This window comes from Scrofimicrobium canadense, assembly GCF_009696615.1.
Taxonomy (GTDB): Bacteria; Actinomycetota; Actinomycetes; order Actinomycetales; family Actinomycetaceae; genus Scrofimicrobium; species Scrofimicrobium canadense.
In genome coordinates this window covers 1-24,811 of record NZ_VULO01000018.1, presented here as the reverse complement: position 1 = coordinate 24,811, position 24,811 = coordinate 1, and the positions used below count along the sequence as shown (strand labels likewise).

General features: G+C 57.4%; 17 protein-coding genes and 4 pseudogenes. 4 read left to right on the top strand and 17 right to left on the bottom strand.

Annotated elements, in window-relative coordinates; genetic code table 11:
• Positions 1-122: 122 nt before the first annotated feature.
• From FYJ24_RS11960 to FYJ24_RS11940, 5 genes and pseudogenes are all read right to left on the bottom strand, one after another.
• A pseudogene (locus FYJ24_RS11960) lies at positions 123-356 on the bottom strand (integrase core domain-containing protein); the annotation flags it as partial.
• Between the two features lie 90 nt (positions 357-446).
• On the bottom strand, positions 447-1,064 hold the full coding sequence (locus FYJ24_RS11955) for a hypothetical protein (protein ID WP_154546676.1): 618 nt from the start codon (positions 1,062-1,064) through the stop codon (positions 447-449).
• Positions 1,065-1,308: 244 nt separating this feature from the next.
• Complete coding sequence (locus FYJ24_RS11950) at positions 1,309-1,959, bottom strand: hypothetical protein (protein ID WP_154546675.1); 651 nt, start codon at positions 1,957-1,959, stop codon at positions 1,309-1,311.
• 91 nt (positions 1,960-2,050) lie between these two features.
• A complete protein-coding gene (locus FYJ24_RS13470; protein WP_206192705.1) occupies positions 2,051-3,613 on the bottom strand; it encodes a recombinase family protein in 1,563 nt (520 codons plus the stop codon).
• Positions 3,610-4,695 (bottom strand): recombinase family protein, encoded by a 1,086-nt coding sequence (locus tag FYJ24_RS11940; protein WP_318656701.1) that lies wholly within the window; start codon positions 4,693-4,695, stop codon positions 3,610-3,612. Before FYJ24_RS11940 ends, FYJ24_RS13470 begins: the two co-directional genes overlap by 4 nt.
• On the opposite strand from FYJ24_RS11940, the gene FYJ24_RS11935 reads away from it, so the two are divergent.
• From FYJ24_RS11935 to FYJ24_RS13645, 4 genes and pseudogenes are all read left to right on the top strand, one after another.
• Positions 4,673-6,109 carry a recombinase family protein gene (locus FYJ24_RS11935; protein ID WP_225872164.1) on the top strand — a complete coding sequence of 479 codons (1,437 nt, stop codon included), beginning with the start codon at positions 4,673-4,675 and terminating at the stop codon, positions 6,107-6,109. The genes FYJ24_RS11940 and FYJ24_RS11935 overlap by 23 nt on opposite strands.
• Positions 6,109-6,942 (top strand): annotated as a pseudogene (locus tag FYJ24_RS13655) (recombinase family protein); the annotation flags it as partial. The gene FYJ24_RS11935 and the pseudogene FYJ24_RS13655, both read left to right, overlap by 1 nt.
• Positions 6,943-7,078: 136 nt before the next feature.
• Positions 7,079-7,189, top strand: a pseudogene (locus FYJ24_RS13650) (recombinase zinc beta ribbon domain-containing protein); the annotation flags it as partial.
• A 63-nt stretch (positions 7,190-7,252) separates the two neighbouring features.
• Entirely contained in the window at positions 7,253-7,705 is a 453-nt protein-coding gene (locus tag FYJ24_RS13645) for a hypothetical protein (RefSeq protein ID WP_450097633.1), read from the top strand.
• Here the strand turns inward: FYJ24_RS13645 and FYJ24_RS11925 are convergent.
• The 12 genes and pseudogenes from FYJ24_RS11925 to FYJ24_RS11870 all read right to left on the bottom strand — a co-directional run.
• Positions 7,694-8,923: a hypothetical protein gene (locus tag FYJ24_RS11925; protein WP_154546671.1), complete on the bottom strand. Its 1,230-nt coding sequence runs from the start codon at positions 8,921-8,923 to the stop codon at positions 7,694-7,696. The genes FYJ24_RS13645 and FYJ24_RS11925 overlap by 12 nt on opposite strands.
• 131 nt (positions 8,924-9,054) lie before the next feature.
• Positions 9,055-9,516, bottom strand: a complete 462-nt coding sequence (locus tag FYJ24_RS11920) for a hypothetical protein (protein ID WP_154546670.1) — start codon at positions 9,514-9,516, stop codon at positions 9,055-9,057.
• A 736-nt stretch (positions 9,517-10,252) separates the two neighbouring features.
• Positions 10,253-11,281, bottom strand: coding sequence for a LacI family DNA-binding transcriptional regulator (locus FYJ24_RS11915; protein WP_318656702.1), 1,029 nt, complete (start codon positions 11,279-11,281; stop codon positions 10,253-10,255).
• 57 nt (positions 11,282-11,338) lie between these two features.
• Positions 11,339-12,178, bottom strand: a complete 840-nt coding sequence (locus FYJ24_RS11910) for a carbohydrate ABC transporter permease (protein ID WP_154546668.1) — start codon at positions 12,176-12,178, stop codon at positions 11,339-11,341.
• Positions 12,178-13,086 carry a carbohydrate ABC transporter permease gene (locus tag FYJ24_RS11905; protein WP_154546667.1) on the bottom strand — a complete coding sequence of 303 codons (909 nt, stop codon included), beginning with the start codon at positions 13,084-13,086 and terminating at the stop codon, positions 12,178-12,180. The genes FYJ24_RS11910 and FYJ24_RS11905 overlap by 1 nt, the downstream gene beginning before the upstream one ends.
• The gene (locus FYJ24_RS11900) at positions 13,083-15,251 is read right to left on the bottom strand and encodes a glycoside hydrolase family 65 protein (protein WP_154546666.1); all 2,169 of its coding nucleotides are present in this window, start codon (positions 15,249-15,251) and stop codon (positions 13,083-13,085) included. The genes FYJ24_RS11905 and FYJ24_RS11900 overlap by 4 nt, the downstream gene beginning before the upstream one ends.
• 52 nt (positions 15,252-15,303) lie before the next feature.
• The gene (locus FYJ24_RS11895) at positions 15,304-16,593 is read right to left on the bottom strand and encodes an ABC transporter substrate-binding protein (RefSeq protein ID WP_154546665.1); all 1,290 of its coding nucleotides are present in this window, start codon (positions 16,591-16,593) and stop codon (positions 15,304-15,306) included.
• Positions 16,594-17,288: 695 nt separating this feature from the next.
• The gene (locus tag FYJ24_RS11890) at positions 17,289-21,155 is read right to left on the bottom strand and encodes a hypothetical protein (RefSeq protein ID WP_206192704.1); all 3,867 of its coding nucleotides are present in this window, start codon (positions 21,153-21,155) and stop codon (positions 17,289-17,291) included.
• A 238-nt stretch (positions 21,156-21,393) separates the two neighbouring features.
• Positions 21,394-21,834, bottom strand: coding sequence for a hypothetical protein (locus tag FYJ24_RS11885; RefSeq protein WP_154546664.1), 441 nt, complete (start codon positions 21,832-21,834; stop codon positions 21,394-21,396).
• A 127-nt stretch (positions 21,835-21,961) separates the two neighbouring features.
• Positions 21,962-22,075: pseudogene (locus FYJ24_RS11880) on the bottom strand (DUF3145 family protein); the annotation flags it as partial.
• 52 nt (positions 22,076-22,127) lie between these two features.
• Complete coding sequence (locus tag FYJ24_RS11875) at positions 22,128-23,267, bottom strand: IS110 family RNA-guided transposase (protein WP_404814714.1); 1,140 nt, start codon at positions 23,265-23,267, stop codon at positions 22,128-22,130.
• Between the two features lie 690 nt (positions 23,268-23,957).
• The coding region (locus FYJ24_RS11870; protein WP_154546663.1) for an IS1634 family transposase at positions 23,958-24,811 on the bottom strand (854 nt) is incomplete at its 5' end.

Below are 24,811 nucleotides of genomic sequence, written 5' to 3'. Positions count from 1 at the left end.
CAAACCCTTATGCGATGTCACAATCGAGATCGCCGGGACCCAGCAAACGCTACCCAGCCATATCCCCGAAGAGTTCCGCCACTACCTCAAGACCGAACCGGGGCACTAGCCGCGTCAGAAGTCAGGCGGTCTTGGTTGTACCAAGTGGCCCATTCCAGTGTCAGGTCTTCCACGTCTGCCACTGTTTTCAAGGGGCCAACCCTGAAGGGACTGTCCTTGCGTACCGCTTCGTTCTTGAACAGGCCCATGACTGATTCGGCCTGGGCGTTGTCGTAGGCGTCGCCAATCGTGCCGACGGAGGGGCGTAGCCCTTCTAGCTCCATGGTCTCGGTGTAACGCAAGGACGTGTACTGGGCGGGTTCAAGTGGTGGTTGCAACGCTGTGGACAGTCATCAATCGATTTTAGCTGATCAGCCTATCCGGCTCTCTGGCCTGCCAATGAAGCATCATTCCGCTGCACCAGGGCGGTCGCCACCTTGTACCGGCTGCGGCGTGAGCTTTTCAGTGGCCGCTGGCACTTCCCCAGAAGCGGTGCCATCGTTTGTATCTCCGCCAGGAGGGGCCCCGACGTTTGTATCTCCAGCAAATTGGGCATTCCCGCCTCCTTTGCCGTCGACGGGCAAAAGCTCAAGGCTGCGCAAGACACTTCGCACCGAGCCGTCCACCGCAATTCTTTCAACAAGGTTGAACCGGCCCTTGCCAGGCTTTGACCCGCCACCGGACTGCCCGTCCAAGGCGTCCATGTACTTATCCGCCTTATTCTGCACACCCGCCGTACCAACCGCCACGATCACGGTTAGGGCAAGCAAGGCCACCCCCAAGATGATCATCACGACCCCAGACCCTTTTCCGCTCGCCGTGTCGCCCAATAGGCAAAGCAAAATGCCGGAAGCTGCGACAACCAGGGACACTGCTATACCGAACACGAGGTGTAGCGTCCCGAAGGGAGGGACAAGTTGGTTCATGATCTGCTTTCGGAGGCCCAGCCGGATCACAAGCGCTAATCCGGTGCCCGTCGCATCCGGTTGATCCGGGGCCTTTTCGAGCTCACGGAGAATATCCACCTGGTCCTTCAACGCACGTGCGCTGTCGAGCTGCCTGTCTGCACGCGTTCGGTGCAGCAGCTCTGTGACGAGGGCTGAGAGTGCTCCGGATCCTACAACGGCTACTATTAATGTCGCCTAAAACCCGTCAGAAGGCATGGTGTTCGCTCCCCTCGTGCCGAACCGCCCGAACTACCACTACCTGTCTATTCTGCCCTGACAAGAATGGACTAACCAAAAACACTGCTTGCAGATTTGTCGAGCATCAGCAACTAGCCGGGCCGATCTCCACGATGAGCATCCGGAATTCACCGTTTCTGGGTGCCGGGATTTCTGAGTATTCCACCCAGTCCAGTGTGTACGAACCCGTTAAGTTCAGCGTGGCTTCTCTTCCACGAACGGTGCCTGCGGCGGCGGTCTCGGCCCAGTTGAGGTTGCCGGTGACGGTTCGCCCGTGGTGCAGACGGAAGGCTTGGTCGACGGTTTCCATCCTGCGCGTTTCTTGCCAGAGGCTGCGGTCATTGGTGATGGTCACTGACATGCCGCCAAGGACGATTCCCGCCTCAACCAGTTGCTCTACGCGGGTGATGTCTTTGAGGATGTCGTAGCGGCGCAGGTCTTGAGCGGCTTGGGATTTCAGCAGGAACTCTTCGCTGCCGACGGTAACGTCCAGTTTGGCGGTGACGTATTTCAGTTCCAATGCGTATTGCTGGTCCCCGCGTTGGAGCATTACGTCCAGGTTTATTGGCCGCGCGCCTGGTAAGCGAATGGGGCGCTCCAGGCGGACCTCAACGTCGGGGTCCAGGCGAACGATCTGCAGGGCTAGTTCGTGTTGGAGGTCAGCTTCAGAATGGAATAAGGGTCTCCGCGCGGAAAGCACGCTAAGCGCCTCTCGGATCAGGGACGCGAACTCCATCGAACCTCCGGTGACTGAACGAGGGGTAGCCCTGTGCGCACAGCACTGGGCCCCCTCTAACGGTCATTCTACTTCGCGGCGTCGTAGCCGCTCATTGGCAGCTGTCCCATTTGAAGAGGAAGGTGATGTCACCGTTTGGGTTGATGGTGGCGTGGTCGATTAGGACGTGCCAGAGGCGTTCGTCGAACTCGACCACGGGTGGGTTGACGGCGTTGAGCGTGTTCAGGTGGTGTCGCATTTGCGCGGCCCGGCCTTGCTTGGACTCGATCTCTGCGACGACGGCCTGGTACCTTGCGGAGGCTGCTGCGTGGTCTTTTTCCAAACTGCTGAACCGCTGCTGGTAGTCCTCCTGGTTCTGAGAGCGGCGGGAGTTGTCTTCCACGGCTTTGGTCATGAGCGCGGCTAAGCCCTCCATGCGGACGGCGAGGTCGGCCTGCTCGGCTTCAAGTGCGCTGGTGTCCATTACCTTGAGGATCGCGGCCTCGATGTTCGCGGCGATCTGCTTGTGCCCTGCGAGGTAGTTGTTGAGGGCATCGAGGAAGAGCGTCTCGATTTCGGGGCTGGTGGGGTGTGGCATCGGTTTGGGGTGCTCGACCTTGTATTTGTTGTTGCATTGCCAGATCACGGCTCGGTAGGGGTCGTTTGAGTGCCACACTTTCGAGCCGTACCAGGCCCCGCACACCTCACATTGGAGTTTCTGGGTGAACGGGTAGTGCGTGCGCCGGCCCTTCCGGGTGCGTATTTCATGTTGGACCAGGTCGAACGTTTCCGGGTCGATGATCGCTTCGTGTGACCCGGTGACGTAGTACTGGGCAACCTCACCTTGGTTCTTGACTTGCTTCTTGGTCAGGAAGTCTTGAATGTAGGTCTTCTGCAGGAGCGCGTCACCCCGGTATTTCTCGTTTTGCAGGATTGACGCGACCGTCTGGAGATACCACCGGTTGTTTGGTTTGCCGGGGCTGGGAATGCGCTCAGCGGTGAGGGTGTCCGCGATTCTCCCGAAGCTCTGGCCCGCTAGGAACATCCGGTAGATGCGGCGCACCAGTTTCGCTTCATCTTCCACGATCTGGGGTCTGCCATCACTGCCGCGCTGGTAGCCCAGGAAGTTCGGGTACGGGACGGTGACTTGTCCGTCCGCGAAGCGTTTCCTCACGCCCCAACGCACGTTCTCTGAGATGGAGCGCGACTCTTCTTGCGCGAGGCTGGACATGATGGTGATCAGCAGTTCGCCTTTGGCGTCCAGGGTCCAGATGTTCTCTTTCTCGAAGTAGATCTCCACCCCTGCTTCTTTCAGAGAGCGAACGGTGGTCAAGCTGTCGACGGTGTTGCGGGCGAACCTGGACACCGACTTGGTGACGATTAGGTCGATCTCCCCGGCCAGCGCGTCGGCCACCATTTTCTGGAACCCGGCGCGGTGCTTGGTGCTGGTGCCCGTGATTCCCTCATCGGTGTAGATCTCCACGAGCTTCCAGTCAGCGCGCGAGTTGATGAGCTGCGTGTAGTAATCGACCTGCGCCACATACGAAGTGGCCTGTTCTTCGTTCGCGGTCGAAACCCTGGCGTAGGCGGCAACCCGCCGCGTAGCGGTCCCAGATGCTGTTGCCCCAGAGATGATGGGCTTCTTCGCGGGGATCGGCGTGACTTTGATACTCACGGCTTCACCTCCATCAAGTCCTCTGCGGTGAGCGGTTTCGCGTACCTGCCCTTGGTGAACTCGACCTCGAACACCTTGCCGCCGCGCAGGTGGAAACGGACCTTGGTCGGTGACCAGATCACGACCTTCACGACTGTCTGCTCGAACAGACCAGTGGTGAACTCGGGTTTGCTGGCGATCAGGCAGGTGATTTCCTCAAGCCTCGGTTCGGGCACCGAGCCACCCATGCAGACCGCAGGCTTGCCTCTACCGCGCAGTGGGCACTGCCATAGCGGCATCTTCTTACCCTGCCAGCGGGCAACCGCACGGTTGGCTCTGACCTGACATGGTCCGCACCAGATGTGTCCAGAAAACACGGTGCGCGGTGACCTGGGATGCGCGTTCGCGGCTGTCCGCTTGGCGAGGGCGGTCTGGGCGGCATCGAAAGTCTCCTGGTCGATGATCTGGGGATTGGTGCCCTCCGCGAAGTACATGGGAGCCTGCCCCGTGTTCTTCATTCCGTGGTGACCCGGGTAGGGATTGAAGCTCTTCCCCAGCAGCGTGTTGCCCGTGTAGCGCTCTTGCCGAAGGATCATCTTCAATGCGGCTGTCGTGAACATGCCACCCCAGTACGCCTCATAGCCGGCTGCTTCGCATTCGCGGATGATATCGGCGTAGATAGCGCCTTCCAGGAACCGCTTGTAAATGAAGCGCACCGCTTCGGCCTGCACCTCGTTGATGAGGAACTCGCTACCTGTCCAGGTGTACCCGTAGACGCACATCTGGTTGGTGATACCACGTTCGAAGTTCTTCCTGATCCCCCACTTCACATTCGCTGAGGTGGACCAGGCTTCTTCCTGAGCGAAGGACGCAAGGATCGAGAGCATCAGCTCTCCGTCACCGGTCAGGCTACTGATCTGTTCTCGCTCGAACCGGACCTCGACACCGAGGTCTTTCAGTTCGCGCACCGTTTCCAGCAAGATCACTGTGTTGCGGGCGAACCGGGAGATGCTCTTGGTGAGGATCAGGTCAATCCCACCGGCGCGCGCCGCGCTCATCAGTGCCTGTAGGAGGAGCCAGTTGAGTGAAATCAGGAGGATCACACCACCACAGCGAACAAAGAGCGTGCTGCGCGTCGCCGCCTACGCTCGCATCTCGATGGAAACTGAGCGCAGCCCCAAGTCGCTGTCCTTGCAGGTCTCCCATTACTCCCAGTTGATCCAATCCACGCCCGGCTGGGAATACGCTGGCGTCTACGCTGACTCTGGTATATCGGGGACCACCACGAACCGTCCACAGTTCCAAGCCATGCTCGCCTCCGCGCGTCAAGGCAACATCGACTTGATCTTGACGAAAAGCATCTCCCGCTTTGCCCGCAACACCGTAGATCTGCTCGAAGTAGTGCGTGAGCTGAACAGCCTGGGCGTTGAAGTGCGGTTCGAGAAAGAGAACATCTCTACCGCCACCGCTGATGGGGAGTTCATGCTCACCCTCCTGGCCTCTTTCGCCCAAGCGGAATCCGAACAAATCTCAGCCAACGTGAAATGGCGGGTACGTAAACAGTTCGAACAAGGACTGGCTAACGGGTTCCACATGTACGGGTACACCGACTCCGCCGACGCGACCGACGTGCAAATCATCGAATCTGAGGCCGAAATCATTCGCCGCGCGTTTGCTGCGTTCTTGGATAAAGTCTCCATGGAACGATTCGTTGCCGACCTAACCAGCGAAGGTGTCTACACGCGGGAAGGAAAACCGTTCTCGCCCGAAGTGCCCAGGGAATGGCTCTCCCGCGAGGCCTACACCGACACCCTCACTCTGGGAAGGTTCCATTCGACGACGCTTGGGGAACACACTAAGCACAACCAGGGTGAAGAACCCATGTACCGGGTCGAAGATACGATCCCCGCGATCATTGACAAGGAAACTTTCGAAGCCGTGCAAGTCGAGCGGGCACGCCGCCGTGAGGCAGGAGCACTCGCGAACTGGTCGATCCCAACCACCGTTCTCACGTCGCGGATCAGGTGCACAGCATGTGACTGCTCTTTCGCTCACGCCAGCCGCAAACGCAAAAGCGACCGAGACATTTCCACCTCGTACTGGATTTGTGCCAGGCGCAGGGAGGGGAAGAAAACCAAGTGCGGTACGCGGACGATCTCAGAAAGCGCGTTCAAATCATTCCTCGCCGAAACCTTGGGTATCCCGAAGTTCGACGAGGCCGTGTTCAACGCCCGGATCCATCACATTGACGTGACCGCGCCCGACAACTACACAATCCACTTCACTAACGGCACCAGAACCAACAGGCAGTGGAAAGCGAACCTGAAACGAGATGCATGGACACCAGCGAAAAAAGAAGCATGGTCACAACTGGTCAAAGCCAGATGGGCTGAAGCCAAAAGGACTGGAGCCAAAGACGCCCGCAAAGTCAAAACACCACCAGAAGCACTCGCACACTTTCGAGCCGTCAGCGCCGCAGAAGCCAAGCGTCTACGCGCAGAGCGAGAGGAACGCTGATGGCACGCAAAGTAACCGCGATCCCCGCAACCAAACGCCTCCACACCGGAACCCCACTGACTCAAACCACCGCTCGTCGAGTCGCCGGATACGCGCGCGTGTCCACCGACCACGAAGACCAAGTCACCTCCTACCAAGCCCAAGTCGACTACTACACCCACTACATCAACGACCACGGCGGCTGGCAGTTCGCCGGCATGTACACCGACGAAGGAATCACCGGCACCTCCGCCAAGAAACGCGTCGGCTTCCAGTCCATGATCGCTGACGCACTGGCCGGAAAGATTGACCTCATCATCACCAAAAGCGTCTCCCGCTTCGCCCGCAACACCGTCGACAGCCTCACCACCGTGCGCACCCTCAAAGACCATGGGGTTGAGGTGTACTTCAAGAAAGAAAACATCTGGACCTTCGACGCCAAAGGTGAACTCCTCATCACCATCATGAGCAGCCTCGCCCAAGAAGAAGCCCGCTCAATCAGCGAGAACGTCACCTGGGGTCACCGTAAACGCTTCGCAGACGGGAAAGTCACCCTAGGTTTTTCCCACTTCCTCGGCTACGACAAAGGCGAAGACGGCAACCTCGTGGTCAACGAGGAACAAGCCGTCACGATCCGCCTCATCTACTCCCTTTTCCTTGAAGGAATGTCCCTGACCGCGATCGCCCACAAACTCACCGACGAAGGCCACCAGACACCAGCAGGACGCGACAAATGGTCCATTGCAACAGTACGCAGCATCCTCACAAACGAGAAATATAAAGGCGATGCGCTCCTGCAAAAGTCCTACGTCGCTGACTTCCTCACCAAAAAACAAGTCACTAACCAGGGAGAAGTACCCCAGTACTACGTGAGCGGCAACCACGAAGCGATCATCAACCCCGCAGTGTGGGACTTTCGTCCAAGCCGAACTAGCCGCCACGAAGAACGGACGCCGCTCCGCCTCTCGCCAGCGCACCTTCTCCGGCAAAATCAAATGCGGACAATGCGGCTCCTGGTACGGATCCAAAACCTGGCACGCCGGATCCAAATACGAAAAACGCATCTGGCGATGCAACCACAAATACGACGGCGACACCCCCTGCGCCACACCACACCTCACCGACCAACAAATCCAAGACGCCTTCCTCGACGCTGTTCGGCAGATGCTCGCCAGCCGCGGCCAGGGAGAGGACCTGCTCGAAGCTGAACTGCTCGCCGAACTCGACACCACCGACCTACGCCTAGAAGCCGACCAACTCAGCACCCAAGCCGCCACAGTCGCTGACGCCATCGAAAAACTCATCGCCACCAACGCCCGCGTCCCCCAAAACCAGGCAGACTACCAACAGCGGTTCGACAAACTCTCCGCCGAACACATGACGCTACTAGAGCAGCACGAGACGCTCCTGGCAGAAATCACCGACCGACAAAACCGTGTCGCCGCCTACCAGCACTACAAAACGAGCGTCGCAGAACTAGACCGCGACCAGATCAAGTTCACCCCATACCTCTGGCACACCCTCACCGACCACGCAGAAGTCGGCGCGGAGGGCACAATCACCATAATCCTCAGGAATGGAACCCGTAAATCAATACAACGTCCCTCATCCAAGTAGATGAGGGTGCATCTCCCGCAGGACTGCCACGTCGCGCCGAGCCGTCTTGCGCGCACCATCAGAAAGAGACGCAAGTCCCGCGTCATCCTTGCTTGACGCCTTCCTCGCGTTTTCTAGGCGATCACCGTCTTGCTCAGGCGTCCTCCAAAACCGAGCGTCACGCAACCTGAGTTTCACTGTCTCGACAGAACAGCCTTGGACACTCGCTATGTCCCTTCTCGTCGATCCCTGTTCCTGTAGAGCCAACGCTTCGAAAGCGAGGGCGGTCCTTCGCTGGCGCGCTTCAGAATTAGATTGATTGTGTCCCTCATTCACGGACTCGATTCCTAGCGCGGCGTGGAACTCACTGATGCGTTCCCAACTAAGGCGTGTTTCCTTTTGAACTCTCGTCTTCGAATAGCCTTGGACTAAGAGTTCTCGAGCCTTGGCTTCACGTTCCTCCCGTTCGCGGCGTTTCTCGGCGCGTCGTGATTCGCGAGCAGCGTCTTCTGCAAGCCTCCTTTCGATACGCTCTCGCACACGTCGTTCGTTGCGCTCATGCCTAAGGTCATGTAGGCACTGCTGTGTAGCAGGGGTGACATACTCGGAATCCGCACGGCTAGGGAGAGGCACCAGCGGCGCCTGAGAGCGGTGGTCGACGAACCAGCTGAGAGTCTGGTCGTCAAAATGGAAGCCATTCTTCTCGATCTGTTCGCGTAGATCCTCCGGTGCTCGATCCCACAAGCGTTCCCGGAACTGGTCGAATATGGCTTGCTGATCGATGAGCTGATCCCGCCATCTAAATGTGGGCAGAGCAACCCATGCACCCTCCTCGTAATCTCCATCGTTGTCGGGATCCATCCAGGAGTATTCCCCGAACGCTTCGCATGGGGAGCCCGTCGCGTTGAGGTAGTGCACGATGTCAAAAATGTTGCCGTTTAGGTGTGCTGCGACGTATCCGGCAAGACGGCCATCGATCATCAACTTAACCGCTGTACCGTCATGCGGATTGTCCGGCTCGCAAGCAATTTGAAACCGGAATCTCCGTACTTCGTTGGGATACTTTTTGCCCCAGGTCCTAAGATCAGCGTAGGCCGATCCGTAGTATGCGCGTCCACGAACGCCCGCCCAGTAGTAGTCGACCTCAGCTAGGTCGTGATCATGGTCGTATCGGCCATACGGATCGGGAACCCAAGCTGGCGCCGGGGTGATACAAACAGCCGCCTTCTTCGCAACCATCACAATCTCCTTCGCGTGTGCTGGCCCTTCTTCCCTGTGGCACTATTCTTCCTCGTTGGACCAGGTGACACGTTCCAAGACCAGTCGCACGGTATGCGATGCCTGAACCAGCGCACCCCGTTTTGAACCAGTCAGGCCACAAGCGCAAAGTCCGCGCTGAAATGTATCCAATCTGGTCGGCTAGTTTCTAGGACACTGTCGACGTGCCCCACGACCTTTGCGACCAGGGTGTTCAGGGCTCGGTTAGACGCGCTGAGCGCAGCTGCCCGAGAAACTAGGTGCCCTCTGCGTGCTAACACTTCTGAAAAAACAGCACTCAGATCCAACTTGTTTTGACTGGCTTCAGCGACAATCTGGTCGACGCGAAGGGTATCGTCTTCGCGTAGGGACAACCACAGGCTGGCCAGTTGTTCTCGGCCGTCTCTCAGAATGGATTCAGAGTCCGCTTGGGGCGCGTCCTCGTGGCCAGCGGCCCAGCGCCGGTAGATTTGCGCGAGGGCGTAGCTAGCTAGCGCCTCGTAGGAGCCATCGAATCCAGCAAAGATCTGTTCTGCGGCGTTCTGCCCTGCGGCATTCTGTTTGTTGTCACTCACGGTTCAATCTTACTGGCAATGGTGGCTGCCATCAGCGGCCCTTGCCTTGTCTCGTGCCGTTTTAGTGTCCTGGTTTGACGAGGGCGTCTGCGAAGCTCGGTTGTGCCCGCGCCTGCCGCGCCGTTGCCGGCACCTAGGAAGTTCTCATTATGCCGGCGGCAGGCAAGCCTGACCCGTGAGGCCGCTCGTTCGACTTCAGACTGAGAAGTCAGAGGCCACCAACACACCAAGTGACCTCAGCAGAGGGAATCCGCAACCGGAAGGACCACTGGGGTCACTTCAAGCTACTGCGGTCACTTGGCACGAAGGACGTAGGCGCATGTGGGCGGCAAGGTCACGATTGACGTCTGGCCACCAGAGTATTCGCGGCCGGACTGTGTCCCGCCGCTTTCCTGACCGCTCTGCGTGCCCTTTTCTTCCTCAAGTGGCCTGCGGCATGACAGATACGGGCGGTACGCCTTCCATGAGCCCCACCGCTCTCTTCACGAAACCGCCCCACGAAAACACGCCAATCACCCACCCGAAGAGTAAAGGCACCCAAAAGCGACCAAACCCGGGTTCTGCGACGTTTCGTTCGTTGCCACTTGAAGTTCCGTTTTAGTGGCCATGGTGGTTGGTGCCACCGGCCCCAACCACACCTCGCTAGCTGCAGAGCGGACACACAGCCAAAGGATCAGGCAAAAACACAAGTTGGGCTAAGCCGGACTCATTGCTTAGCAGGGTGCCCGGCGTGTTCTCAGGTGCCACTTTGATTCAGTTTAAAATCCGAAGACCCGCGCACGACCAGCTTCGGTGGTATCAGCACTTGTAGTGGAGCTTCTTCGTCCCCTCCTATTTGGGAGAGCAAAGCATCCCAGACCAACGTGGCTGCTTCGGTTAGCGGCTGTGCGATGGAAGATATCGGAGGCTGAGCGTCCGTCGCAATCAAGGAATCGTCGAACCCTACAGCAGCAAAATCCTTTCCGGGTTTCAGTCCAATTCGGACGGCTGACCGCACTGCTTGTGATGCAAACCTGTCGTCTTGGCCAATGACGGCTGTCGCTTCCGTGCTCCGGAGAAAGTCGTCTAACTTTTTGTCATCGGCAGGTAGATCGGTTTCGAAGTACAGAGCCTCGACGTCGTCGACCGTGACTCTGCCGGAAACCTCCAGCATCGCGTCGCGCCAAGCATCGCGTCGGTCTTCACGGCGACCTCCATCGGGTGGCGACCCAAGGTAGCCAATTCGCTCGTGACCATTCGCGTGTAGGTGCTCAACTGCCTGGCGGATGCCAAGCCGAGCATCCACATCCACCCAAGAATGTTCAGAGGACGTTTCACCCCAGGGACGCCCAAACGCCACGAATGGAACACCGTTCTCGGTTAGCCACTGTGCTCTCTTATCGTCCGGGTGCGTTTCGACGATGATCACACCGTCCACTGAGTTACTGGCCATGAGCGCACGGTAGCTCTCGATCTGTGATGAGTCGTCATCCGCAACCGCATTCAGCACCAGCCGGTAGTCTCGTCGAGCGCCTACCCTCGCCACCTCCCGCATGAACGGGTCCAGCAGCGAAGCTTCATTCCGCATCCCGTCGCCGACACGGAAGGCAATGAGGCCTGTACGTTGCAGCGCCAGGGAGCGGGCCATGCTGGAAGGTCTATAGCCAGTTTCTTCGATGGCCCTGTGGACAGCCTCCTGCAGATCTTGACTCACGCGCTCCGGAGAGTTCAGCACGTTTGAGACTGTCTGGCGTGACACCCCCGCAGCTTGCGCAACCGTTCGGATTGTGGCACGCCCAAAGCCATTCTTGGCGGTAGAGACGTCCTTAATTCTTCACTCCGATCACTTCAGGCCGCCTGATGTAAGGCCAGCGATGATCCACCGTTGGAAGATTAGTACAACTATAACAAGCGGAATAGTCGCCACGACCCCCGCGGCCATTTGGGTACCAAATGGTTGCTGGAACGACGATTCGCCCGTGAACTTAGCGATTGCGACGGTCACTGGGCTAACGTCGGCACTGATTGCCACGTTTGAGGCGATCAGGTACTCGTTCCAAGAGGTAATGAAGACCATGATCGCAGTTGTAAAGACCCCGGGCGCAGCCAGCGGGATAATGATCTTCACGAATGCTTGCGCTGGCGTGCAGCCATCGATCTGCGCTGCTTGCTCTAGGTCCCAAGGCATCTCTTTGAAAAATGTTGTCAACGTCCAAATGCCAAGCGGCAGCGCGAACGACATGTCCGGGATGATCATCGCTTGGTAGGTGTTGATCCACCCCCAATTCGCAAACAGCTCGTACAACGGCGTCAGGATAGCGACCCCCGGGAACATCGATGCCGCTAGGACTAGGGCCAGAACGAACGTTCGTCCTCTGAACCTCATTCGGACAATCGCGTATGCGGAGAATATGCCAACTAGCATTGCAAAGACCGTTGTTGTCCCAGCGACGATTATCGAGTTTATGAGGGACTGACCAAAATTGTTCTTCTTGCTGAAGACGGCGACCAGCGAGTCCCACGACATGGATGTGGGCCAAATTTCATTGTTGAAGATGGCCGTCGGTGGCTTCAGTGCCGAAACAATCATCCAGTAGAAGGGCGCTAGACAAAACACTAGGAGCACTAGGAGGCCAATGACCGTCCCAGTCATGCGGAGCGTGCGGGAAGCGAGTCGAGGCATCAGGATGTCCTCCCGTCACGTCCGGCCATCACGTCTGCGCCGAGCAGACGGATGTAGAGAAAAGCGATCACAAAGATGATGATGAACGTCAGGGTAGAGAGGGCTGACCCCTGTCCCGCCTTCAGTGCGCCGATCGATTGGCGCACGACCAGCATTGACAGGGTGTTCGTGTTGTTCGCTCCGTGCGTCAGAATCTGAGGTAGGTCGTACATGCGAAGCGCGTCTAGCATGCGGAACAGGACTGCTACAACTAGGGCTGGTCTCACCAGTGGCAATGTGATCGAGAAGAACCTGCGTATAGGGCCAGCCCCGTCAACTTTCGCTGCCTCGTAAACCTCAGTCGAAATAGCTTGGAGTCCGGCGAGGGTGAGCAGCGCGATGAATGGCGCCGTCTTCCACACATCGGCCATGATGATTGCGGATTTTGCGGGCCACTCAGCTCCCGTCCACAGGATTTGTTTGCCGATCAGGTGATTCGCTATCCCGTCAACGTTGAACACCCAGCGCCACATGACCGCTACAACGGCCGTGGGAATGGCCCAGGGAACCAGGATGGCCGCACGCACAATGCCGCGTCCCCTGAACCCCAAATTCATAACTAGGGCCATTGCCATCCCAATGATGACTTCTAGGATCACGGTAGTGACCGTGAAGAATAGGGTGTTGGATGTCGCCTCCCAAAAGGATTCTGAGAGGTCACCAAAGAGCACGTTGGAATAGTTGCCAAAGCCAATAAACTCTGGGGTGGCGGCGATGGGGTCAGAGTAGAAAGAGCGAACGATGGCACGAACGACTGGATACCCGATGACCGCCAAGAGAACGATCAAAGTGGGGGTAACTAGGGAATATGCCGTACGTGCCTCAACTCTCGAAACTCTCGACTTATTCTGTTTCGGCTTGTTTATCATGATGGGGTTTCCGCATCTGCTAACTGCCAGATGCAGGCGCAGTTGGCGATGTGCATGCCATCCGCAGCGCCTCCACGGCTCAAGTCAAAGTCAACTGCGATCATTTTCTCCACGAACTCCTTTATGTCCTCGGCTTTCCCTAATCGTTGAGCGACCTGTACGTGAGCGGCCGGTGAAAGTGACGAGTCATGGACGGTGTATGGCTTGTAGTACTCATATGCTGACTCAACTTGCTCGTCATCGAACTCTTCGGGAAACAGTGTCAATAGGATAACTACGTCTGCCTGTTTTAGGCAGCGGGACCTGTACAGCGTCTCGTGGGTTGCGTAGAAACCAAACGGTTTCGTGCGGTCCTGCCAGATGCCGTCAATGTCTATTACCGCGTAGTCCTCAAAGTCTGCTGACTGCAGGATCAGTTTGCGCTCTGGGTCGTAGGGAACCGGGAGCCTATCGGATATCTTCGCGAATCCTTCCAACTCTTCTCGTCGGAAACCTAGACGTTCCGTCAGCTCAGACCAAGTTTCCGGTGCTTCGCGCTCCATGCGCCCAGCCCACCTGATCGCCTGATCTAGGTTGAACCGCACCAGCCGGTTTGTGTAAGCGTTGTCGCGGGTCATCGGCGAGTATTCGTCGGGCCCCATGACGTTGATGAGGTGGGGCACTCCTTGGCTGTCCCAATCAACTCGGTCAGACCAGTATCGCGAAGTCTCAAGCAAAATTTCGACCCCGCGGTCCCACATGAAATCTATGTCGTTAGTCTTGTTGACATATTGCGCTAAAGCGTAGGCGATATCCGCAGTCACGTGCAGTTCCAGGTCGGCGTACTCCCACAGGGGGCACTGCTCGTCGCCGTCCGTGCCCGATTGCCACGGGTATTTGGCACCGCGACAGTTGTACTCCCGCGCATTTCGTCTAGCGCCGTCTAACGTGTTGTATCTGTATTCCAGCAGCCCGCGAGCTGCCAGCGGATTAGTTAGCAAGTAGAACGGGAAAAGAAAGATTTCAGTGTCCCAAAAATACCGACCATAGTAGGCCTCTCCTGCAAAGCCTTTCGGACAAACCTGGGTTATTCCTTGGAATGCAGGAGTGCAGCGCAGAAGATGGTAGGTGGCCCAACGGAGATGCGGCACGTCGACAAGTGAGGTCTGGTCGGCGCGGTCGCCCACTTCCCACGCTGCGCTGCTTCTTTTGGCCGAGGCCGCCAAAAGCCGGTCCCATCCGGCATCTGCCGCGTCACGCGCTGCGTCGTACGCCCTTTTTAAGGAGTCCTCACTCAGTGAGGGGTCTATCGTCCCATCGCGGCTGGTCGTCAACGCGGTGTATTTGTGCAGCGTCCCAGACTGCCCTTCCGTAAGCACCGCTTCCCAAGCGATTTCCGCTTCAGTGTCGGTGACAAAGTGGGTGGAGGACGCTTCCTGCGGTGTTTGGCACACCACTCGCGAAACCATGGACACTTCGTCGCCCTTGTCTGTGATGACCGTGCACTCGATAGCGTCGTTCGAAGCTCCTGTGGAGATGGCCGGGAAATGCCTGTGTCCATTCGTCACAACGTCCGCGCTGATTGCGCTTTGCCAGCAGATCCGAGGATGCCCTCGACGAACTTCGGTGTGAAGACGCTGAGCGAACAGGTGACGATTGTCTTGGCTGGCGAAACGTTCCCAGACCAGATCGATAACCGCTCCGGACCTAGTGGTCCACCGCACTCGACGCGTTAACATGCCGGTTCGCCAGTCGAGCGTTCGGGAAAACTCCGACACGTCCGAGTGTGCCATGTCAAACTGTTCTCCGTCGGCACTAATCCTGATGTCTGCGAACCACGGAAGATTCAGTACGGTCTCCCGCACCGCGGGGTGTTCCCCTGTAATCGCGGGGATGTAGACACCCTGTCTGGTGGTTTGGTGAGCAGCCACCTCAACGGTCACTGACTCCATTTTTCTTTCGTATTCCACATTCTGTGGATGGTCGAGGAGGCCCTCCTCGAAGCTGGCTCGCAGGTGTAGGTAACCGTTGCCTTGCGTCAGCAGGCCCTCCCACGCACGGTTCGTGCCAAGGTCCCAGTGGGTTTGGGTGACATGCCAGTCATCGAGCAGGTGGGTGGTGCCTGACTGTTCATTCGGTGATTCGAGATCTTCAAAATATTCTCGGAGAGCCGTCTGTACCGTCATTGGACACCACCACCTTGTTTGTCTGCTATTCCTGGTCTGCTATCGCGGACGGCTAGTTGGTCTCAACTACCTTCTGCAGTGTGCTCTGCAGTTCAGGAAGGAATACTGCCGGGTCAGTGCCAGCCTGCAGGTCCTTGTAGAAGTTCTCGGACAGCGCCTGACTGAACTCCGAGTACGCTACGGCCTGAGGGCGTGCGACAGCGTGCTCAATTGCCTGGCCAAGCATCTCGAAGTAAGGGATTTCTTTCACGAGTTCTTCATCTGAGTACAGGGACTCACGAACTGGGGGCTCACCGGTTTCTTGAATGATGCGCTTCTGGACGGGTTCGCTGAGCATGTAGTTAATGAAGTCTTGCGCAGTCGCGGGGTAAGGCGTCACTTTCGAAACGCCGATGTTGTAGCCGCCCAGGGTGGAGGCACCAACGCCCGAGGCACCCGGGATCAAAGCAACTTCAAATTTGCCCTGAATCTGGGAGTCTTCGCCTTCTTCCTCAGCCAGGTTGTAAACGTAGGGCCAGTTGCGCAGGAATAGGTAATCACCGGATTGGAAGGCGCGCCGTGACTCTTCCTCCATGAACGTCATAACTTCCTCGGGAATGTAGCCTTCCTTCAGGCCGTTAGAGAGAAACGAAACGCCCTCGTCAGCCTGTGGAGTGTCGATGTCGACGTTGCCCTCGGCGTCAAGAATGGCGCCCCCGGCAGAGTTGACAACCTCGGAGAAAGCGACCGTCAGACCTTCGTACTGCGCCAGCTGTGTGGCGTAGCACTTCATGTCGTTTTCAACGGCGACTTCACAGTCTTTGATGAGTTCGTCCCAAGTCGTTGGGGCTTCATCGAGCAGGTCGCTCCTGTAGAACAAGAGGGAAGCATTGGTCTTGTAGGGCGCAGCAAAAAGGGTCCCCTCGTAGGTACCCGAATCAACCGTCGACTGGAAAAGGCCATTGGTATCTACGTCATCCAGAGGCAAGAGCCAGTCACGCGCGGCGAACTCCGCGGTCCAGATCACGTCGAGTCCAGCTACATCATATGTGCCAGCCCCAGCTTGGAAATCTTGGACTAGGGCCGTGCGCTGGTCGTCGGCGGACTCAGGTAACTCGACGAACGTTACCTCTTCCCCGGGGTGATCGGCGTTAAAGTCGTCGATGATGGCTTGGAGGGCGCCGGAAGTATCCTTGCCCTGTGCGTAAGTAATGGGACCTCGCCCCTCACCAGTGTCGGCGTCAGCTTCGGTCTCCGTATCGGTCTTGGCATCGGCGGATTCTTCGGTTCCCCCGCCGGACGAGCACGCGCTCACACTCAAAGCGAGTGCCAAGGCGGCTGCGGTTATCAATGATTTCCTCACTGAAATCTCCTATCTGTGTCTGCAGGTGGTTTCGCCCTAGTCACACTGTTGTTGCCGTCTCTGTCGCCCCACCGTGGCCAGTCACCTGACCGCTACCTGAACGCAGGGCTAAAAGTACGGAACAACCCAACCTCTTGAACGGTCAAAATCAACTAGATTTTAACCCCACAGGGATTGGTGACTTACAACAAAGTCTATATCTCGGCGTTAGACCGGTCAAATCACGGTGAGTTCCGTTACCAAACCGTGTCCTAATGTCAGGTTTTTCCTTGCTGTCCGGTGGATTTCGCTCTCCCTCCCGCCCGTGCTCGGCCAATCCGACCTCGAGTGTCGCCGTCCCACAAACCGAGAAAACCGCCAGCCATTTGCATCCCCGGGCACCATTCCAAATATCCCCTCGAAGGACCGTCCCCCAAGGGCAACAGCCCGTTCAAAACCGCTCCGCCTTATTTGTTTCTTTGGCGAGGACGGGTTGTCTCATGTTCCGGTGCTGCGTGACCTGGCCGAAACGCCAGGCCCATAACGTCGGCCCCCACAGGCCCGCGCGATCAGCTTGCTTGAACGCAAGACGGGCGCACGTGTGACGTCCTGTCACGCTTGCACCCGTCTTAGCTCTTGATGTCAGCCGCTTCTAGCGGGCACGACCCTCCGGCTATGGGACAGCGCCTTACCGAAAGATCGCACCCGCAACTTCATCAGCGCATCAGTGCCGACCTTCGGATGGTAACGGCGCCGATTCCCAGCAACAACGCGGCCATGATGGCAACCATGGTGCTGCCAAACCCAGTGGTTGCCAAGTCATCGCTGTTGGCTGCTGCGCCCGCAGGTGCGGTGCTCCCGCTTTGTGGGCCGCTCTGAGAACCCTCAGGGTCGACAGGGCTAGACGGATCATGTGCGAATTCCCAGGTGGTGTCGCCATCTGCCAGTTTGTAGCCGTCGGCGGCGCTCGCAAATACCTTCAACGAACCACCTTCGGGGATGTCGACCTCACGCCCATAAGCGTTACCGTCGGCATCGGCGTAAACAACGCCCTCAACGACTGGGATCGTCACTCTGTTGCCGTCCCTAGTTGGCGCTTCCGCAGTCACCTCAGTCAGTTCTGGGGGTGGTACCGGCTCCTCGCCCATCGTGATTACAACAGATTCGGTTGAGCTCGGAACGCCCACAATGCCAGCTTCCCTGTCGATTTCAGCACCAGCGACGTTCACCGAGGCAATGTTGTCACGAAGAACCATCAGTTCAATGGAGAAGTTCTCCAGCTTGTCAGTGTCTCCGAAGAAGTCGACGTGAATCTCGTCGCCGCTCGTACTGAGTTTGTAGCCGACGCGGCCCCCATCGTTAACAGGGTAATTACTGACGTCGATCGCCTCCCCGTCGGCGACCCACTCCACGGGAACGCCCCGGCCGATAATGGCGGTCCCATCAGATTTGAGTGCAAACAGCGAGTCGAACAGGACCTTCGTTGCCGTGGACTGTCCCCACATGTGCTGGTTGGATCCACCACCACCTGCTGCATGCTCTCTGGACCACGGGGAGTTCTCATTCGGGTAGCCGATCCCTTCCCACCAACCAAAGGGGGAGCTCTGAGATTCATTAATCATGAACTCGTATCCGCGGATGCCCGCGTCGCGATAGGCCTCACCACGCAGCGCTGTGCTGCCATAGCCGGCGTTGTAGGCACTGGAGAAGTATCCGTGTGGGTAACCGCCGAAGTTGTAGGGGTTATCCGACGCGCCAGCATCCACGCGACGATCAGCTCCGTAGCCATACGTCTGGTCGATCCAGTCCACCATCAGGCCTGATTGTTCAGCGCCAAACAGGTAGCCATCCCAACCCCAACGCCCAAACAAGAACATTGAAGCCCAGTTCGCATCGCGAGGATCACTCCGAGGACCATCTTCGTTAGCCTCAACCATCGACATCGGAATGTACGAAAGATCGTTGTCAGTAACTGTCTTTTCAAGCTGGCCGTTGGCCGCTGCCATCAAGCTGTCGTACTGTTCTGTCGCCCAATCAACCTCTTCCACTTCGCCAAGCCTGTCGGCGATGTAGGCGTATGTTGACAGACCAGCCAGAGCCGACCAATTGTCAATCGTCCACAATCCCCTAGAGTCAATCGCGGAGGTTTCCTTCATGATGTTGAATCCATCGGGACTTAGTTGCCGATCCGTTTCGATTTTGTGTGTGTTCGCCTTGATGACTTCGAACCTCTCACGCACAAAGGCCTCGGCATCCTCATCGTCACCAGCACGCTGCAAGTAGAGCGCAAACGGCCAGGAGTACTTCCACTTTGCATCGTCATACTGTAGGTGCGCTGGAAGAGTCTCTAGATAGTCTTGAGCGTAGGTGAAGTCTCCGATGGTGAACAGCGCAGCCACGATTCCGATGGTGTCGTGATCGAAGAGCTCGTCGTACCCGTTCTCACCCACATGCAGCTGCTTTTTGCCTTCAATGTCATCGCGAATTATGTGCGTGTAGATGAACCCTGCCTTGTAGGCGTTGATGAGATCTTCGTTAGCCATGCTTGGCAATTCGTTGATGGCCGCGAGTGGTTCGAGCCGCGTGTTCCAGTGATCTGCCATGTGCTGATAATTGTCATCCCACGTGCCTTGGGCCTTGATCTGTTCAGCAGATGGCCACGCGTACGTCCCGTTGAAGCGATCGCCCGCAATAGCCCAATCACGAGTGAACGTAGCCCCCGCCGGGATGGCGCTAGCTTCGGCCGCGGCGTTTAGAGGAACCAGCTCGGCAGAAACTACGGGCAGCTTCATTTCGGTGTCATTGTTATTGGTTACGACCTGTCGCGAGTACTCAATCTCGAAGTGGTTCCCATCGATGGTCGCTTCACTGGCAAAGTTGATGTGTTTGAAGTCCATTCCTGCTTTGCTGAACTCCGAAACGAATGCGGGCAAGTATCCCTCAGCGTTATACCAGTCGATCTCCCCGGGGATGCCAGGGACGCCAAAGGTCACCATCAAATTACCGCGGTCCCGCAGCTTGTACGACCCATCAATAAATGTGATGGGAGCGTGGCGGTCGCCCTCCCAACCGAACGACGATGTCAGACCAGGGCTAGTTGTGAACGCGTAGGGAGCGGATCCCAGTGCAGCGTCGTATGCTAATTGCAGCACGCGCAACTGGGCTTCAATCTGAGCGCTTGAGGGGTCACCGGCCAGCAGCGTCTCAGTCTGGTTCACTGCCGCAGCTAACTGCGCATACATCTGCTCAGAGGCTTCAAGTGGCGTTATGTTCTTAGCGTCGTCCAGTAGGCTCTCAAGTTCTGCTCGCGAGTCCGAGGCATCAGGACCGGACACAGCGATGCCTGCTAGAGCAACGTTCGCATAATCGTGGTTGGCAGTGACGATCTGGCCTTCCAGTCGCGCGGACAGGCCGGCTGGCAGTTCGACAACGAACAGCTTGGCAGTCGACACGTTGTTTCGGGATTTGAGGCTGTAGTCCACATCGGCTGCTGTGTCTGATCCGTCTAAGAACAGACTCAGCTCTACGTCTGCATTCCATGAGCTGGCCACAAAATTCACGGTTCGTGTCTCGTTCGAAGCAGTGAAGCCTAGGTCGAACCCTCGAGGGTCACCGTCGTTAGTCCCCCGTACCGAGAACACGCCACCCGTACGGACGTCGTATGCGGATTCCGTGGGGGTTCCATCCGACCACGAGAAAGCAACAGGGTGGTCTGCCGCCGCAATTGGGTCAATCGGAAGGGGCGAACGGTTTGAGATTGTGATCGTCTCACCACCGTCTATTTTGCGGTCCGTGCTCATGCCATCTAGGTGAAGCCAGTCGATCGCGCCAAGCTCGGTCAGATTGATTGTGGGGGGTGCGTCGAACGCGGTAATACCGAACTCACCGTCATCGGCTCCTATTTCTGATAATGCAACAGCTGCGAGAGACACGTTTCCGTCTATCGTCGCACCTGTCGCCGCGTTGGATGTGAAGACGAGACCTTCGCCCGGCGAGATCAGGACGGTGTAGTCTCTGACGATCGGAGAGCCGCCCGCGGTCAGAAGCTCCCTGTAGGACGGTTCCGCATCCGGCCCGCTCTGAATGGTCAGCTCACCGGTTGCATTCCAAATCCCTCCGATAACCCTGAGTTCGCGTAGAGAATCAGATGCAGGGACTTCGATGCGGTATCCTCCGGGAGCACCCTCGGTCGGGTTATGAAAAAAGACGCCGCCCCGAGTGGTCCCGCTGCCCACCTCAGTCGGGGCACCGTCGGTCCACACGTAGGTGTAAGGACTGTCACCGAGTGTTCCTGTGGCGCGCTCGGTGTTTAGGTCCTCCACCGATATGATCGGATCCGCGATATCTTTGCGGTTCGTTTGCGCTCCTGTGATGTGGACCCAATCCAGGTTCCCGACCTGCGTGAGATCTAGAGTGCCCGCCGAGCCACCACCGTTGCTCAGCTGCCGGGCACCCACTACGAATGGGGCCTCGCCCGTGGGTGATGCGAGCGCCGCGGGTGCCAAGGCGGGAACGCTGAGTCCCGCCGCCAATGCTATCGCCGCGAGCCCGCCAGCTCGCGCCGTCCAACTTCTTCGTTTCAACGTTACTCCCGTTACTAGAGGCGTCGACGCCAGTGCAAGAAGAACATCGCCCGAGCAAGAACCGCCATCAAAGTCAAGAATCAGCTACCAAACCGACTACTTGACCGGTCAAATCGTGTGCAACTCCAAGAGACATCGACTGAGTGTGTGCGTACTGTCACATATTAGGGCATCAGTGTAATTTGGTCAACATTTCGACGAAACTTCGCAGGAGGCTCGCGCGTCGACAGGAAAGCACCTAGCGGGCCGCCCGCTGCCCCGCCTCAACCATTTCGCCCACGGTCTGCCACTGGCGGACGTCCTCGTCCAAGAAACGGTCACCAACGCTGCGTTCTAATTCCGCTACCACCGCCCACAGGGCCAAGCCATCAACCGCTATGTCGACCAGCCCTGTCTCAGCGGTCAGTGCGGCGCGGTCAATCCCACTGAGTTCGGCGATGGTGACGAACACTGTCTCTTCGGGTGAGCTGGCCGTGCGGGTTTCTTCTTCTGAAGTCTGCGCGAGGACGCTTTCACCGTCCGCCTCGGCAGCCGCCGGGTCGACGGTCCGTTCGGTGGCGTCATCCACTGGGCCATCGGCTTTGTCCGACGGGCTGTCGGCACTGTCCGGTGAGGCTTCCCCTTCCCCACCGAATAGTGCCTGCAGGTCCGCGCCTAGTCGATCACCTATGGTTCCCAAACCACTCCCCTAAGCCATAGTTCCTATTTGTCTTCTTCGAGTTTGGATTGCCGCGGAGGCCGGTCACGCTCCCTGTTCGGCTCCTCGACGGGGGCTACCAGCGGCCCCTGCCTCAGCATCATCACTATCAGCCTACGCGGTGCAGCCAGCGCACAGGGGCCCCTGCACCCGCATACCGGAACGGCTCAAGATCATCATCCCAGGCTTGCCCCAAAGCCAAGCCAAGGGCTTCCACTAGCTCTTCGTGTGTCCGGCAGGGGACTATAACGTTATCTGTGATGCTTCTATATGTGTCAAGCGACGTTTTTGGAGGGAGCAGTTTCCCTTGGGGCGGCTTGTTCTTTGGTGAGGGTGCGGTGGATTTTGCGGGCTAGGTAGCGTTTCAGGCAGCGCATGGTTTCGCGTTTGTTTTTGCCTTCCTGGGTGCGCTTTTCGACGTATGTCTTGGTGTCGGGGTCGGTTCGTATCCTTACCAAGATCACAGTATGGAGTGCTTGATTGAGTTGGCGATCCCCTCCTCGGTTGAGGCGATGCTTTTGGGTGTTTCCTGAGGATGCTGGGATGGGGCTGGCTCCGGCAAGGGACGCGAACGCGGCTTCGCTATGAATGCGTCCTGGGTGGGACCAGCTGATAAGGAATTGTGCGGCACTGACTGGACCGATACCTTTCATTGCTCTGAGGGCAGGACTCATGGAGGTAGTCAAGGTATCAAGAGCCATGAGGTTGTCTTTCGTTTCTTCCCACAAACTGGTGATCCTGGTGGCAAGTCGTTTTGCTTCGTCCCGGGCAATTCTTTGCGATAACGAGTCAGCATCGCGGGTTCTCCAGGCGCTGATTTGGCGGATCTGTTTCTTTGACAAGGGCCTTCGAGCATCCACGCCAAGGTTGTTGGTGCGTGCCAGAGCGGTCAGAGCGTTGATCGTTGCCGTTGATAAACGGGTCATCTGTGATCTTGTCCCCAGGAGGATTCGTAGCGCTTGGCGCTCGTCCCCATTACGAGGGACAGTCAAACGGTCTATTGGTATCGGTAGGGTTCGGATCGCGATCTGCACCGCGTCAAGTGTGTCGCTCTTCGCTGCGCGTTTCTTTCCTCGAATCTGCAGCAGCGGGGCTTCTACCACCTGGAAGCCAGAGTTCTCCATAGATTCTCTTAGCCCACTGCCATAAGAGTTGGTTCCTTCCATGGATATCAAGACTTGCACAATTTTGGTCTTAGTGCGCCTGGTCATCCAAGAGATACACCTAGCAGAACCTGCCGGAGTAGAGGGGAAGTGTGCAACATCGATTTTAGCGGCGGTAGCGGCGTCAATTATTGCGAGTGTGTGGGAACGCGCGTGGGTGTCTACTCCCACCACGTACTGGTAAGTGTGCGGGCAATTCTCATGAGCGTGGTGTTTCCTTCCATTTTTCAACCAGAGCGCAGGATGCGTCATTGCTTCTAGTCTGGAAAATGCGTGTGCTCACAGGGCAATACTGTAATGAGTCACAACCCAGACAGGTTGGACATGCCTCTCAATCAAGCCACGATGAACAGGTCAGGCCAGTCGGGGCCCCTGGAGCGGACAAATCACACTAAGAACACAATAGCCACCAGCAGTGTCGTTGCCGGGCGGCTGCCGGTTAATAACTGGCTGAGCCACGCCCCAAGGGTTGAAACCTATCCTGCCAGCCAATCCCAGATCAGCCACTCCCAAGCATTACAGTAACTGGCGTTTTTCATTTAGTAGCTTCGGGGCGGCTTTTCCCGCCTGGTGGTGTTGGAAAATCTTGTGGTGGCTGGGTTGGGTGCCTGCTTGGTTTCTGATGGCTTCTGTTGAGGGCCTGTCTTTGGCATCATGGTGGGGTGGGTATGGCTGTCAAGGTCGGAAAGACTTGGTGTTTGCAGCCCGTTTAGTAGCTTGATCTGGAGGATTCCGTGAGGGACGGTGGATTGTTGCCCTAGAGCACGTGTATTAGATTCTTCGTAGTTTTCCCTTCCTCCCGGCCGTGCCCCGTTCCGGTGTGTGTCGATGGTGAGGGGAAAGGATGAAGATTTATGGATATTGTTCATGAAAGAGTCTGTGGTATGGACATTTCGAAGCGTGATGTCAAGGTTGCGGTGCGGCTCCTGACTTCTGACGCGGCTAGTGCCCCGGTTCGGTCTTGAGGTAGTGGCGGAACTCTTCGGGGATATGGCTGGGTAGCGTTTGCTGGGTCCCGGCGATCTCGATTGTGACATCGCATAAGGGTTTGAGGTCTTTGAGGATCTGCTTGATGCTCGTGCCTGTCGCCGTTTGGAGGTAGCGGGCGACCGCAAGGGCTGTGAACACGATGACCAGGTGGGCCTGAATTGCGTTGGCCGTGTAGTGATGGAAAGGCCTTCCTGCGAGATCGCTTTTCGCCATCCTGAAAGAGCGTTCGATCTGGAAAAGATCCGCGTACCATGCAACGATCTCAGAGCCAGGAAAGGACTCGGGAAGGTTCGTGACGTACCCTTTCAGCCCTACCCGCGCGACCGCTTGGTCGTAAAGAGACTCGTTGAATCGCGTGGTTTTGCCGGTGACGGTAACGAACTTGGCTTTGGCCAGGCGGGAGGGCTGGCTTTGAACTTTCAGGGCGTAGTCCCGCAGGTCAGCTAGAACCTTGCGGTCGCGTGCGGCTCGTTTCTCCCGGTACTGGTAGACCACGCGTCGGACCGCTTCCTGACGTTGATGGGTCATGACGCGCGTGGTCTCGAAAATCTGGCCGTCCATGAACTCACTAGGCACCTGGTCTTTGGGCAGTGCTTGCAGGAGGTCTTGTCTCGCGGAAGAGCTTTTCGATCCAACGATGAAATACAGGCCGAGGTCTTCTAAAGCGGCGCAGTTGGCGGCAGATAGGATCCCCGCATCCGCTACGACCACCAAGTCCTTCAGCTCGCTGCCATGACGAGCTACAAGGGCCTGGATGGTTGGGATGAAGTACCGGGTTTCACCCTTGTTTCCTGGGAATAACACAA